Raw genomic sequence first — 13817 nt, 5'->3', positions numbered from 1 at the left:
GGCTTCTACCCCTCTCTTTTTATGAACAATCCGCATTTCTCTACTGCTCTGAAAATCCCCTCATACCCTGTGCACCGGCAAATGTTTCCGCATAATGCTTTCTCGGCCTCACTTCGCGTAGGGGAAGGATTCGTTTCCCATAACGCGGTTAAGGTCACCACCATGCCGGCTGTACAGTAGCCGCACTGCAATCCCCCCTCCTCTAACATCGCTTGCTGAATCGGATGCAGTTCTTCGCCTGCCGATATCCCCTCAATGGTCGTAATCTCCTTGCCCGACGCTTGATACGCCATCAGCAGACAGGAGTTCACGGGTTGGCCATCGAGCAGAATCATGCAAGCGCCGCAGCGCCCAATCTCACAAGAAACCTTGGTACCGGTCATGAGCAGGTCATCCCGCAAAATCGCTGACATCCGTTTGGATGCTGGAACAGGGATCGACATGGCCTTCCCGTTTATGGAACAATCTAACACAAAAGATGTATTAATCACTGGCCTCCACCCCTTCTAACCAATCGATGGATTGCACGATGTCTTCTGGTGATATGGGCAACTGATTCACCCAAATGCCTGTCGCTTGCCGAACCGCTGCCGTAATCGCAGGGGCCAAACCGACGGAGCCGATTTCTCCAACGCCACGAGGTCCAAATGTATCCCCCTCAGGCAGCTCTTCAATCGCTTCAACTTGAATACGGAGCGGGCTATCGCTGAAGGTAGGAACCAAGTACGTATCCAAGTTATGACGCAAATACTTGCTATCCTTCATCACGGCATCCTCGGTTAACGTATAGCCCAAAGCCATCACACTGCCGCCCTCGATTTGCCCAAGAAAGCCCATCGGATTAATCACAGGACCTGCAGCAATGACGTGATCGGTTTGCAGCACCTTGACCCTTCCGGTCAGCATGTTGACTTCAACCTCGACGATCGCTGCTGCGTAGGAGTACAGATAGTGCGCACCGACCCGCCCTTCGGGCGTGGTCGGGTAGTCGAACTCCGTATGCGCGATGATCGGCGAAGCTAGCGCCGCAGCGGCCTCCGCATACGTGACAACCGGCTCCCCGAATTCATCACCCTTGTGATGAATCCCGCCTGCGCCGGTTGCGAGCTCTGCGGCTGGAACGCCGCAGAGCTGCGAAGCCTGCTCCAGCAGCGCCAGCACGAAGGCTGGCTTCAGCCGCTGGAGCGCGCGCCACATCATCGTGGTGGCGCGTGAGGCCGTGCTTGAACCGCTGCTCGGCACGCGGTCCGTATCGCCGATGACGATGCGAATGTCATCGGCGGCGCAGCCGAAGCAGTCCTGCAGCATCAACGTGAGTGCTGCATAGAGACCTTGGCCAAACTCCTCGAAGCCGAAGGAGGCTTGGATCTTGCCCTCCGGCGTCAGCTCGATGCGGCCGCCGGAATGATCGGGGATGCCGAGACCGAGACCGGCACCGTGCATCACCAGCGCAGCGCCGACGCCTCGGCGCAGCCACGGCTCTTGCGCAGCCGCTGGCGGGCGGGCGCGCTTCGCCCAGAGCGGCGACTCCTGCGCCTTCGCCCACACCTGGGCGGCGCCTTCGGTGGCCACGATCTGCTGGCCCATCGGGCCCGGATCGTTGGGAGTGCGCAGGTTAAGCTTGCGCAGCTCCCAAGCATCCATGCCGATCTTCTCGGCTAAGCGTTCGATCTGGCTCTCCACCGCGAAAATCACCTGATTGCCGCCGAATCCCCGAAACTCGCCGGATACGCCGTTATTCGTGTAGACACTCTTTCCTTCCACATCGACATGCGGGATCGTGTAAGGACCAATCGCATGCTCGGTTGCAAAATTCAACACCTCGCAACCTAATGTCGCGTAAGCTCCCGTATCTGCGAGGATGCGAACTTGATGCGCCATCAGTCTTCCTTCCGCATCCGTTCCCGTTTTCATCGTAATCCGCATCGGATGACGTTTGATGCCGGAGATGACGGATTCACGACGGGAATTATGCATTTTGATTGGCATGGTTGTTCTTAGCGCTAACAATGCGCCGAAGGGCTGCACATTGAGCTCATCCTTACCGCCAAACGAACCGCCGATAGGGCTGGATACAACTCTTATCTGCTCCTCGGCTACCCCGAGAATCCGTGCAAGCTGGAAACGATCTTTGTAACCGTGCTGAGTTGGTGAGTAAACGGTAAGCCTACCGTTCGTCTCTGGAATAAAGAGTCCACCTTCGGTTTCCATATATGTGTGCATCTGACGTGGCGTTAGATACGTTTCTTCAACGACGTATGAACATGTTTCAAATACGTCGTTAATGTCTGTGTCCCCGTGCTGCAAAGTCGTTTGATGCAGTAGATTCCCTTCGGGGTGAAGCAGGATCGTTCCCGCTTCCAGCGCGGTTTCTGGATTATTTACAAGAGGCAGCTGCTCATACACAACCTTGATGAGGCTTAACGCGTATTCTGCAATCTCCTCGGTATCGGCAGCCACACAAGCTATCGCATCACCAATGTAACGAACGCGATCATGGCAAAACACTGGCTGATGAGGAAAAGCAATACCGAATAAGTTCAGCCCTGGCACGTCGTCAGCCGTCAAGACTGCGCGCACGCCAGGTAGTTGTTTGGCTTTACTTGTATCGATGGAAAGAATCCAAGCATGCGGATATTGACTCCGCAGTACCTTGCCGTGCAGCATGCCAGGGGCGGTTAAATCAGTGAGATACCGCAGCTCCCCTGTTACTTTCTCTTTCCCGTCAGGTCTTATGATCCATTTCTTCGCATTACGATTTAGGAGCATAGGCTCCGCCCCCTTTGCGCCAAGCTTTGTAACACTCCGATATGATCAGATTCGCTGCTGTTTGTTTCCGATACGTCACGCCGGCATAATCATCAGCCACAGCGTTGAAATCGGCCATCACTCCCTTATGGAGAGTCTGTAAAACGGCCTTCGATAACGGCTTCCCGACCATTTCAGCTTCCAATGCTGGAAACCTCATAGGAATCGCGGTGCCTCCACCTGCCGCTAGTGCAATGCTGGCAATCGTCCCATCCGATTGTAGTGAAATTCTACCCGCAACCGTGACAACCGAAGGTGTAAAAGCCTCTCTTCGTCCTACCTTCAGGTAGAACTCATGGATGTGCCCCGCTTCAGCTACTGTATCTAATTGTGTCTCTGTGCTCTCGGTTTTCTCGTTCTCTGTCTGTATGATAATACTCGTCATCATCTCATCTGGAGCTCCTTGCGAAGCAGCCAGCCAATCCTTCAGAATAACCGTTCGTTCATTCTGTCCATCTGTGCACCTGATCTGCGCATTCATTACGAGCAATGCGGGAATGAGATCACCAGTACGCGTCATGACATTGCCTCCAATGGAAGCTAGATTCCGAATCGACGGCGCCGCGATTTCCGCACATGCCTGCACGAGAAGTGCGCATTTCCGCCCAACCAGCTCGTTTTTCATCAAATCTGCTATGCTAAGGGCAGGGCCTATATGAACTTGACCTTGGGAATTAACCGTTAATCCCGAGAGTACAAGAATGCGTCCAAGACTAATTAAATGCTGCGGCAAGTGTGCGAGACCATTTTCCCATCGTGTACGGAGCCAAGTGCCTCCAGCCACAATTACGGCGTTATCGCCCCATTTGTGCTTCAATTGGATCGCTTCCTCCACACTTGTCGGCTGCCATACGGAAGGCTGCTGCTCTGGCAGCTGATGTATCGGAACTGACATATTCAACCCTCCTCAGAGTTTCTGTGATTAAACTTGCCAAGTATGCGTTCTGAGTTTACCGCGAGAAGGCGGCTTGCTGCGTGTAAATGGTTACTTGGAATCTACTTCACCTGACCATTCGACGGGAGACATGGCGCGTTCGCACTCTCACTTATGGAACGCCGTTCCGTTTCGCGGGCAACTTGCCCGCTATGCACCTATTACCTTCTTCAATCGCTCTGATAAATTAGATCTACTATAAACAATATCCGAAATTAACGTCAACTAACTTAACATTATTTTGTTTTTTTATATAAAAAAGTAGCGCATCATTCGTATCAATGCACTCATAGCTTAATTTCATGTTATTTAATTTCACATAAATCGGTGTTTGAAGATTTCCACTGCCTCTTCGTACCTCTCAATTGTATCGATATCCATAAATTTCAGTGTTTCCGCTTCCTCGATGATCTGCCCACGGAATGCAGGTAAGTGAAAGAGAGATCGTGCACCTGCATCTCCCTCCAATGCAGTAACGGCTGGCCACATCCCGCTTCCTAAAATAACAGGCGGCTTTGGGGTTCCCTGGTCACCACTAGCGACATAGTCATAGCCCTCTCCCGCCTTGAAGGCATTCAGCACACCATCAAGCATTGTGCCATCAATGAAAGGCTGGTCGGCAAGCATAACCAGCACACCATCCGCCTGCATAGCTTTAGCTTCTTGAATACCTGTGCGGAGTGAGTGTGCCATTCCCAATCCAGCCTCTTTACACACTGCAATTCGGCATCTATCACGCGCAAGTGGAGCAAGCGCCTCTGCCGGCAGCCATGCCAGCGAATCCCCTTCGCGCACGATGATCACGACCTGCTCTAGCGCCGAGCAACGGAGCGCATGCAGTAGGGCAATCCCACCGAGGGGGATGCCATCGGCCAGCTCAAGGGACTGCTTCGCAGTCCCTATTCGTCGGCTGCTTCCTGCCGCCAAGTAGATCCCGACAACCTTCTTCTTCATAGGTTTCACCATGAGCAGAAGCTTTGAACATCCCGTCCATGAGCTAAGGGGGATTTCCATAGACCCGCTCCGTGCTTACCGCGCTTGATCGCAATCAACTCAGCCACAATGCTGACCGCATTCTCGAACGCGCCTTCGGAGCCAATGTTTACACCGATTGGCGCATGCAACCATTCAGGGCGCTCGAAACCCTCCAGCATTTTTGATGTCCGTTCCTTGGAACCCATAATGCCAAGATAATGGAGTTCGAACGCCATAATGCCACGCAAGAAGGTGGTATCCTTTTCGAACTGGTGACTCATGATCACAACATAGTCGCTCTCATTCAGTCCAAGATTTTCGACTAATGTCTCTGGAAAAGCAACCATCGTTTCTACCCCAGGAAACCGCTCTGCGTTGCAGAACGCTTCACGCCAATCCGCCACAACGACACGAAAACCGCTGCTCACCGCCATTTGTACTAGCGGAATCGCATCCGGATTCGCACCGAACACGATGACTCTTGGCTTTGGCATGAAAAGTGTGCTTGTCACGAAACTAAAGGGCTCCCTATCCGGTGACAGAGCAGGATATACCTGCTCCACTACACGCGGATCACGCAGCGCGTACGTAATATCCGAATACCCATCGGTGTAGGTGCGAATGAGCTCCACAGCTTTACCGCGATCTAGATTGCCTTTCAACACTAGCAGGTTCACCAACAGCTCCCCAGAGAGAGGTTCAAGAAGAATGCGAATCAACCCACCGCACCCAATTGTCTCCCCCCAACCGAAGTCATCGGCTGGCCTCATGTCGTATTCCACCATTTGCGCCTTTTGTGATTCCCACACAATTGGCACGTAAGCAGCGAGATCGCCCTCCAAGCAGCCTGGCGAAATACTTCCCACTGTGCTCCCATCTGCCATTAACAGCATGACGGCTCCTTGCTTACGATAAGCGTGGCCTTCCACATGAATCACTGTCGCCAATACACGCGCCTCCGTATTACTCTCCACAGCTAGCAAAATGTCATAGGCCTCCATCGCTCATCGCTCCTTTCTCATTCATCTCACGTACGCATTGCTTTGCTGATCTCCCAGCACTTCTCATTGCCGTATCGCCTACCAACCAATCGCCAACCCATCGCCACGCGGATCAGCCGCACCACTCATAAAACCTTGCTCATCAATGACAATGCCCTGCGCCTGCCCCATAATGCCATCCCAAGATTTTACTGGCTCCACGCGATGTCCCCATTGCTTCAATCGTGTATATACTTCAGGTTCAAGCCGATGCTCTAGCTTCAGCGCGTCGCCATCTTCCCCCCAAGTACGGCCGTATACCCAACGCGGAAGTGAAATGGCTTCCTGAATGGATAGACCATAATCCAATACCCCCGTAAGTATCGAAAGCTGCGTCTGCGGCTGACCTTCTCCTCCTTGCGTGCCGAAAAGCATATAAGGCTTTCCTGCCTTACTTACCATGGCTGGCATCAAGGTATGGAACGATCTTTTTCGTGGTTCCAACACGTTCGCGCACTTAGAATCGAGCGAGAAGAAGGAACCCCGATTTTGCATAATAATCCCTGTATCCCCAGGTACGTAAGCTGCTCCGAAATCGAAATATAAGCTTTGGATAAAAGAAACGGAATTCCCGTCTTCATCTACTACTGCCGCATAAGCTGTGTCCTGACCGATTGCTGGCGACAAATGCTCACTAACCTTGAATGGATTCGCCTGAACCTCATTCCAAAGCTCCTGTGCATATGATTTGGACAGCAGTCTCTCGAGCGGGATGTCCCTGAAATGCGGGTCGGTTAAATAGCGATCGCGATCTTTGAACGCCTTTTTGATCACTTCCGACATCAGATGATAGAAATTGGCCGATGCTCTGGGAACAGCCCCAACATCAATATGTTCTAACATATTCATCATCATGAGCGCAGTGAACCCTTGCGAGTTCGGCGGCATTTGATAAATCTCATATCCACGATACGTCGTCGAGAGCAGCTCCACCCATTCTCCAGCAAAGTTGCGGAAATCATCTTCCTCCAGCAAACCGCCATCTTGCTTAACGCTATTAATAATTGACTGCATCAGCGAGCCGGCGTAGAATACATCTCTGCCTTCTTGTTGAATCAGACGCAGTGTACTAGCCATTTCGGACTGAACAAGACGATCGCCTTCCTTCAAAAGCTCACCATCCCGCATATACAAGCTACTAAGCTGCGCGGAAGCACGAATGAATGGCTCATCCTTGCGTATCCAGAACAGTAAGTTGCGCGATATCGGAAAACCCTTTTCCGCATAAGCAATCGCCGGATCCAGCAGCTTCGCCCACGGAAGCTTGCCGTACTTTTCCCACACCTGCCACCAAGCATCCACCATACCCGGCACCGTAATCGCGCTTAAAATGCCGCGTTGCGGAATCTTCTCCATCCCTTGCTCTGTATAAAAATCAGGCGTCGCCTTCGCCGCTGACTTGCCGCTTCCATTGAAACCGGTATAAGCGCCTGTTGCCGCATCATGCATAAGGAAAAAAGCATCTCCGCCGAGCCCCGTCATATGCGGGTAAACGACACCCAGGGTCGCACTAATGGCAATTGCCGCATCAAAGGCATTGCCGCCTTGCTGTAAAATCGCGCTTCCCACTGAACTAGCCAAATAATGCGGCGTAGCAATCATGGCTCGCTCTGCTCGTGGCATGATGTTTAACATGATTATTCCTCCCGTTTATGAGCATATACCGCTAGCGCAGCTTGCAGCGCCTTCCCTACAGAGATATCTACACCATGCCAATGTAGCGTTGCTTCCAGCGCTCCTAGCACATGAAGCACATTCTTTTGATTACAACTGAAACCCATCGTACCTATTCGCCATATCTGTCCCTTCAGCGGACCAAAGGAGGAGGCGATTTCGATGCCGAAGCTGTTCAGCAGCATCGATCGCACCGCTTCACCGTCTACACCTCCAGGAATGCGTATACAGGTGACAACCGGCAGCTTACAATCTGGCTCTCCATAAAGCGTCAATCCCATGGCTTGCAGTCCAGCAACCAAAGCTTCTTCGTGACGTTTATGCCGATCGAATCGCTCTTCCAGTCCCTCCTGCAGCACGATGCGCAAACCTTCACGCAGTGCATATAGCATTGTCGTTGCCTCTGTATGATGATTCAACCGCTTAGGACTCCAATAGTCCTGCAGCTGTCCGAGATCGAAATAGTTACTCGCCACGGCTTTAACTGTTGAAACAGGGGAACCTTTCTCCCGCAGTCCCCGTTCGATCGTTTTGCGGCGAAGCACCTTCGCTTCCACTCGATCATTGTACGTAATCGGTGACATGCCTGATGGAACGGATAAACATTTTTGCGTTCCCCCAATCACCGCATCCAACTGCCATTCATCCGTCTTCACAGGAACACCACCAATTGTCGCTACTGCATCAACGACCAACAGGGCATCCACTCGACGACAAGCGGCTCCGATCCCATCGAACGGCTGGATACAACCTGTCGACGTTTCTCCGTGAACCATGGCTACAATGGTAGGCTTCTCTCGATTTATCTCTGTAATAATCTCCTCGGGGTCAAACACAGATCCCCATTCTTTTTCAATGATGATCACTTCTGCGCCACAGCGCTCTGCAATTTCTACCAGTAAATTACCAAATCGTCCGTAAATCGGAACGAGCACTTTATCCCCTGGTTCGATGATGCTAACGAGCACAGCTTCAATTCCTGAACGAGATGTGCCATCTATTGGGAAAGCCCATTGATTGCTTGTTTGAAAAACTTCGCGAAGCATTTCCATCGTTTCATTCATTAACTCGGTGAATTCAGGATCAAACTGGCCCAGAATGGGATAGGACATCGCGCGCAGCACCCTTGGGTCCACCTCGACGGGTCCAGGTGTCATGATCGTTCGAAGCGAGGGTGATAAATCTTTATAGGTTTTCATCTGCTTTTCCCCCGTAGCCATATTGATATAACACATGAACGAGTGTTTGAAAGCCGACAATTAAATCATCAGGCTTTGTAAACTCTTTGGGACTGTGGCTGATGCCAGCCCGACTTGGAACGAAAATCATGGCCGACGGACAGATCGGCCCAAACAACTGAGCATCATGCCCAGCCCCGCTTGGCATGCGGATATGCTCAAAACCATAGAAGTCACAGGCAGCCTCAATTTCTGCCGATATCCCGCTATCCATGGCTACTGGTAACGCATTTAAATGTTCAACTGTCTCTATATGAAGATCTCTTCGTACCGCGATTTCCATGAACCTCGCCAGCAATTCCGCACGAAAAGCCTCTATTTTCCGCTCGTCAGTATGTCTAATATCTAACGTGAATTCGACTTCGCCTGGTACCACATTCGATGTGCCACGCTTCACTTCTAAGCGTCCTACGGTAGCTACCAAAGGCTCACCTTCCGCAAGTGCCATCTGCTCTGTTAACGCGACCATCTCGGCAACGGCAGCCAATGCATCTTTGCGCATCGTCATCGGGGTTGTTCCTGCATGATTAGGTGTGCCAGTGACAACGACTGTCATTCGGATTTGACCGACTATAGCCGTCACGACACCAATCTGCTTCTCTTTAAACTCAAGGACTGCGCCTTGCTCGATATGAATTTCAATATAGGCCCCAATATCATCGCGTTTGGCTGGATTAGGCCCGCCCTGTGAAGTTTCGAAGCCAGCTTTCTCCATCGCTTCAAGCAACGTTACGCCCTCTGGGTCGGTAAGTCCGACGCCTTCCGCTAACGATAGAACGCCTGTCACATGGCCGGATCCCCAGTACGCCAATGGGAAGCGACTTCCCTCCTCCTCGCAAAAGGAGACCATTTCCAATGTCCGTTTCGGTGTTCCGTATACGGCCTTCAAATAGCCAAGTGCCATCATGGAGGCGATGACGCCGTAGGCACCATCGTATTTCCCTCCGTTTTTGACGGTATCGATGTGTGAACCTGTAAGAATCGGCTTTAACGAAGGGTCCGACCCTTGTAATTTGCCGTATACATTGCCGATTTCATCAAAATCTGCCTTGAGCCCCATGCTCTGCATGTTGTCGATCAGAGCTAATTGCGCCTGAAGCCAAGGCTCCGCATATAAGAGGCGAGTCACGCCGCCTTCTGGATCGGCGCCGAAGGTTGCTAGCCAATCTAAGGCACGCAACATACGATTCCCGTATTGAGCTAGCATGTCTTCCTGGTAACCTTTCATTTTAGCCATCTAGCCCGCCTCCGATCGATGCACGATGACGCAACCAAGCTCCATCTAATGCTGCTCCAACTCCCATGCCTCGTTCATACACCTTAGTGCCCCTTAGGAAAGTTGCCCGCACACTGCAGCCGAAGGTTTTCCCCACATAGGGACTTTGCTTATGGCGATACAGCAAGTCGCTCTCTTGCAAGTTGTAGCTCGCTGCCAAATCTACCAAAGCTAGATCCGCGTCAGCACCAAGGGCTATTTCCCCTTTGCGGGGATATAATCCGAAGCGCTTTGCTGGCTCTAGCGCTAGCATACGCGCGATCTCCGTTAGAGGAATCTCTCTGCGGAGATGGCCTTCGTGCAACATGAGCTCAAGCGAGCTTTGCGCTCCTGAAATGCCGCCCCAAGCTGCGAAGAAGTCACCCTGCTTCATGTGTTTCGGCGAAGGCGAGTGATCAGAGGCAATGATGTCGAACCGCCCTGCCGCCAGCTCTTCCCACAAACGAGTTTGATCTTCCGCCGTGCGTATCGGTGGCGCACATTTGGCAACGGGTCCGAGGCGTTCAACCTCCACATCCGTTAGCGCCAAATAATGCGGGCACGTTTCCACAGTAACGTCGAATCCGTTGGCTTTCGCCTCCGTAATCACCTGAACCGCTTCTGCGGAGGAGATATGCACGAAATGCAGCTTACAGCCTGTCTGCTTCGCATAGCCCAATGCGCGGTTTACAGCTTCCAATTCGGCAGCGATCGGCCGTGTAGCGATGAAGTCCAATGCACTGCGTTTGCCTGCTTGCACAGCCTCTGCAGCCAGCTTGGAGACGATCTCCTCGCTCTCCGCATGAAGCGCCAACACCAGCCCTAAGCGAGCAATTTCTTTCATGCCTTCGAAGAGCGTCTCATCATCCACTTCCGTGAATATATCTTCTCCCTCACCACCCGGGCAGGACATGAAGGCTTTGAAGCCTATCACGCCAGCTTGAGCAAGCTCCTCTAGCTCGCCGATATTGCCAGGGACAAGTCCGCCCCACAGCGCGTAATCTACGTAGGATTGTCCTTCCGCCGCTTCCAGCTTCAGCTCCAACGCAGAGAGCCGAACCGTAGGGGGAACGCCATTGAGCGGCATATCGATATACGTTGTGCATCCGCCAGCAGCCAAGGAGGCAGAGCCTGTAACGAAGCCTTCCCAGTGGCCTAGTGCTGGTTCATTGAAATGAACATGGGCGTCGATCATACCTGGGAGGATCGTTAAACCTTCTGCGTCATAAACAGGAGTCTGCTTCGAGAACACAAGGTTTTCGCCTAGTGCTGCAATTTTGCCGTCCCGTATCCCGATGTCTAACTGTCGACACTCATCTTGCAGGACCACGGTCCCTTTGCGAACGATAAGATCAAATCGATTCATCCTACGAAACCCTCCCTCGAAGCTCTCTATCTGTTATCTGGCCGCTAACTACTCGAACTAGCTCCCGCGATAGGTGTTGTATCCCCATGGTGCAATTAATAAAGGAACGTGATAATGCATCGTGCTATTGGCAACACCAAAACGAATCGGCACCTGATCTAGAAAGGCTGGCTCCGGAAGCTCCACGCCCTTCTCTCTGAAGTAATCCCCCACATGGAAGAGCAATTCATACGTTCCTCCTCTAAAATCTTCCCCACTAAGCATCGGCCCTGGCAGTCTGCCATCTGAATTCGTAACGTCTGAGCGAAGCAGCTCTGCCACGCCTCCTTGGAGCCTGAACAAATCGATCCTCACACCAACTGCGGGTCGGCCGCTGCTAATATCCAGAACATGCGATGTGATCCCTACGCTCATAGGCCCTCCAGATCACGCTTTGTCATCGAAAATCCTTGAAAACCATACGGAGGTCGAGGCTCTGTAAAAACCTTGCCCTCACCTACGGAAACTTCCTCAAGAATCGTTTCCCACGTCCGGTTATTCGACTCAAAGCGGATTTCTTTGAGCTGCGGGAAGCGCAGTAATGCACGTTGTCCAATGCGATAGATGAGGTTTTGGATCGACGGTGAATGCTGCTCATGGAATACGGTATGCGCAATGTCACGGATTTGCTCAGCCGCTACGTAGCGTCCAAGATCCGCATCGAAGGCATCCTCGCCAGATTCATAGCTCCAGGCTATGTCTAGGAATATAAAGAGAGGTCGATCCGACGATTCCGGAAGCGTCGTGTATTCATCACGGACGAAACCGGCGAAGGAGCTTCCTTTGACTTTGATTAGTTTGAGATCTGCTATTCCAGCAGAGTGGTCTGCGACAACGACTTGATCCTCTATGCGAACGAGTTCGACAGAAGCGGTTGGTTGTTCATTTTGCGAATAGCGATACACAAGATCCCCTGCTTGGAAGCCTGCTGGACCTGGTACCTGCAGCGTTTCGAATGCCACTTGATCTGCACTCATTTTGATCCCTGTCATCCAAGGATACTTCTCCAAAAAGAGGCGGCTCGCGAATTCCAAGAACCCTTCTGCTGTAGATCCTTCATATTCGCCTGCTTTGCGAAGGATGAAATTTTTCATCGAATCTGTGGCAACAACGTAGGTGTTATCTCCCTCGCTAAACGACGTGAACAACTTCTCGCCGCTCACCGCTACTTTGATGTTCATACCGAACAACACATTATCTCGACCCGTGAACCCAGATTCCGGAATCAGCGTAATATTCGTGAGCGGCTTGGCGTAGGAACGATAGACCCAGACATCACCTTTCCCGTAATACATGATTCTCTCTGCGCCTTTTGCTTGTTCCATCGCTTTCTCCTCCGTTTCATTCATCACGATATCTGCCAGGCGAAAGCGCCCAATCTTACAAACCTCTTGCAACGCCGTACGCAGCTCCACTTCCGGTTCTCCCTCAATCCGCAGCCGTAACGCCTCGCGTATCGTGTCTTTGGTCTGTCCCTTTACCGCCATGATAAAAGGGAACTGGAACCGATCCGTGTACTGTTTATTTAAAGAAAGAAACTGTTCGTATTCTTCAGGGGTTAATTGGTTCAGACCGGCGCCTGACTGTTCCTGGACGGAATGGTCGGTCATCCGCACACGCGTGCCTAGATCGGGATGCGCCCTAAGCAGTGCCAGCTGCTCCTCGCGACTCGCTTCCGCGACTTCATGTTCAAGGGCACTAATCATACCCTTGATGTCGGCGAATGGCCGAGATCCTGCAGCCCGCTCTGCCACCCAAGGCGAGTGTTCAAATAGAGGACCAAACGCTAGAATGAACGCTTCTTGACTCATGTCATTGACTTGCTTCCGTGTGTGCTTCATAGCCTCGTCACCTCGATTTCCACCTTAAATTCCATGCATTCTTTACCAAGATTTGTTTCATTGTAAATGCGCCATCCCTATGGGTCAATTTATATGAAAGAAGTTTGTAAACTTTCATAACATCGTTAAGTTTTTTTGTATTTTTGCTAAATTAGGGGCGCATCAGCATCCATTCCTCCCCTATACGCCTGTCTCTCGCCTATCTATCGCCACCCGCACACAACTCCTCTACTCGCATCACTTTCCACTTTCCACTCTCCCTCCTTCACCCCCAGTACAGGCGGAGGGAACCAAGGTGCGCTATTTACAGCTAAACATGCAAAATAGTCATCGAAAGGGAACGTCAGTGCGCTACTTGTCCCCAAAACACTTAAAATCCACTAAAATTGAGCTAATAGCACATCCTAGTTCCTCTTGGCGCAATAAACAGTCGATTTCGGCAGATTAGTGCATCTACGTTCCCTTTCGAAGCCTCGACATGATCTTTAGTCAACTCTCCCCACACAAATAAAAAAGCCACTAGGACAACAAACATCTGAACTGTAACCCGAAAGATAGACACTTTGAAAAAAAGTGCCCGTCTTTCGGGTTTTTGTGTTTTAATCTAATAACAACTACGAATGAGGTCATATTCATCATGTCTATAC

At 51.5% G+C, this 13817-nt stretch carries 11 protein-coding genes; all 11 read right to left on the bottom strand.

Annotated elements, in window-relative coordinates; all coding sequences use genetic code 11:
- Positions 1 to 5 precede the first annotated feature (5 nt).
- The 11 genes from AC58P7_RS25260 to pucL all read right to left on the bottom strand — a co-directional run bounded on the left by AC58P7_RS25260 (position 6) and on the right by pucL (position 13170).
- A complete protein-coding gene (locus AC58P7_RS25260; protein WP_497347878.1) occupies positions 6 to 491 on the bottom strand; it encodes a (2Fe-2S)-binding protein in 486 nt (161 codons plus the stop codon).
- Complete coding sequence (pucD, locus tag AC58P7_RS25255) at positions 484 to 2769, bottom strand: xanthine dehydrogenase subunit D (protein ID WP_497347876.1); 2286 nt, start codon at positions 2767 to 2769, stop codon at positions 484 to 486. Before pucD ends, AC58P7_RS25260 begins: the two co-directional genes overlap by 8 nt.
- Positions 2753 to 3703 (bottom strand): FAD binding domain-containing protein, encoded by a 951-nt coding sequence (locus tag AC58P7_RS25250; RefSeq protein ID WP_497347874.1) that lies wholly within the window; start codon positions 3701 to 3703, stop codon positions 2753 to 2755. The genes pucD and AC58P7_RS25250 overlap by 17 nt, the downstream gene beginning before the upstream one ends.
- 354 nt (positions 3704 to 4057) lie before the next feature.
- The gene (locus AC58P7_RS25245) at positions 4058 to 4696 is read right to left on the bottom strand and encodes a nucleotidyltransferase family protein (RefSeq protein WP_497347872.1); all 639 of its coding nucleotides are present in this window, start codon (positions 4694 to 4696) and stop codon (positions 4058 to 4060) included.
- Positions 4697 to 4701: 5 nt separating this feature from the next.
- On the bottom strand, positions 4702 to 5718 hold the full coding sequence (locus AC58P7_RS25240) for an XdhC family protein (protein ID WP_497347870.1): 1017 nt from the start codon (positions 5716 to 5718) through the stop codon (positions 4702 to 4704).
- Positions 5719 to 5796: 78 nt separating this feature from the next.
- Positions 5797 to 7392 (bottom strand): gamma-glutamyltransferase, encoded by a 1596-nt coding sequence (gene ggt / locus AC58P7_RS25235; RefSeq protein WP_497347868.1) that lies wholly within the window; start codon positions 7390 to 7392, stop codon positions 5797 to 5799.
- A gap of 2 nt (positions 7393 to 7394) precedes the next feature.
- Positions 7395 to 8630, bottom strand: coding sequence for a pyridoxal-phosphate-dependent aminotransferase family protein (locus AC58P7_RS25230; protein WP_497347866.1), 1236 nt, complete (start codon positions 8628 to 8630; stop codon positions 7395 to 7397).
- Complete coding sequence (locus tag AC58P7_RS25225; protein WP_497347864.1) at positions 8617 to 9906, bottom strand: Zn-dependent hydrolase; 1290 nt, start codon at positions 9904 to 9906, stop codon at positions 8617 to 8619. Before AC58P7_RS25225 ends, AC58P7_RS25230 begins: the two co-directional genes overlap by 14 nt.
- Positions 9899 to 11290: an allantoinase gene (locus tag AC58P7_RS25220; protein WP_497347862.1), complete on the bottom strand. Its 1392-nt coding sequence runs from the start codon at positions 11288 to 11290 to the stop codon at positions 9899 to 9901. Before AC58P7_RS25220 ends, AC58P7_RS25225 begins: the two co-directional genes overlap by 8 nt.
- 57 nt (positions 11291 to 11347) lie before the next feature.
- Complete coding sequence (gene uraH / locus AC58P7_RS25215) at positions 11348 to 11704, bottom strand: hydroxyisourate hydrolase (protein WP_497347860.1); 357 nt, start codon at positions 11702 to 11704, stop codon at positions 11348 to 11350.
- Positions 11701 to 13170: a factor-independent urate hydroxylase gene (pucL, locus tag AC58P7_RS25210; protein WP_497347859.1), complete on the bottom strand. Its 1470-nt coding sequence runs from the start codon at positions 13168 to 13170 to the stop codon at positions 11701 to 11703. The genes uraH and pucL overlap by 4 nt, the downstream gene beginning before the upstream one ends.
- Between the last annotated feature and the right edge of the window lie 647 nt (positions 13171 to 13817).

The organism is Paenibacillus sp. J22FR5, from assembly GCF_059691975.1.
This window is presented reverse-complemented; position numbering and strand designations above follow the sequence as displayed.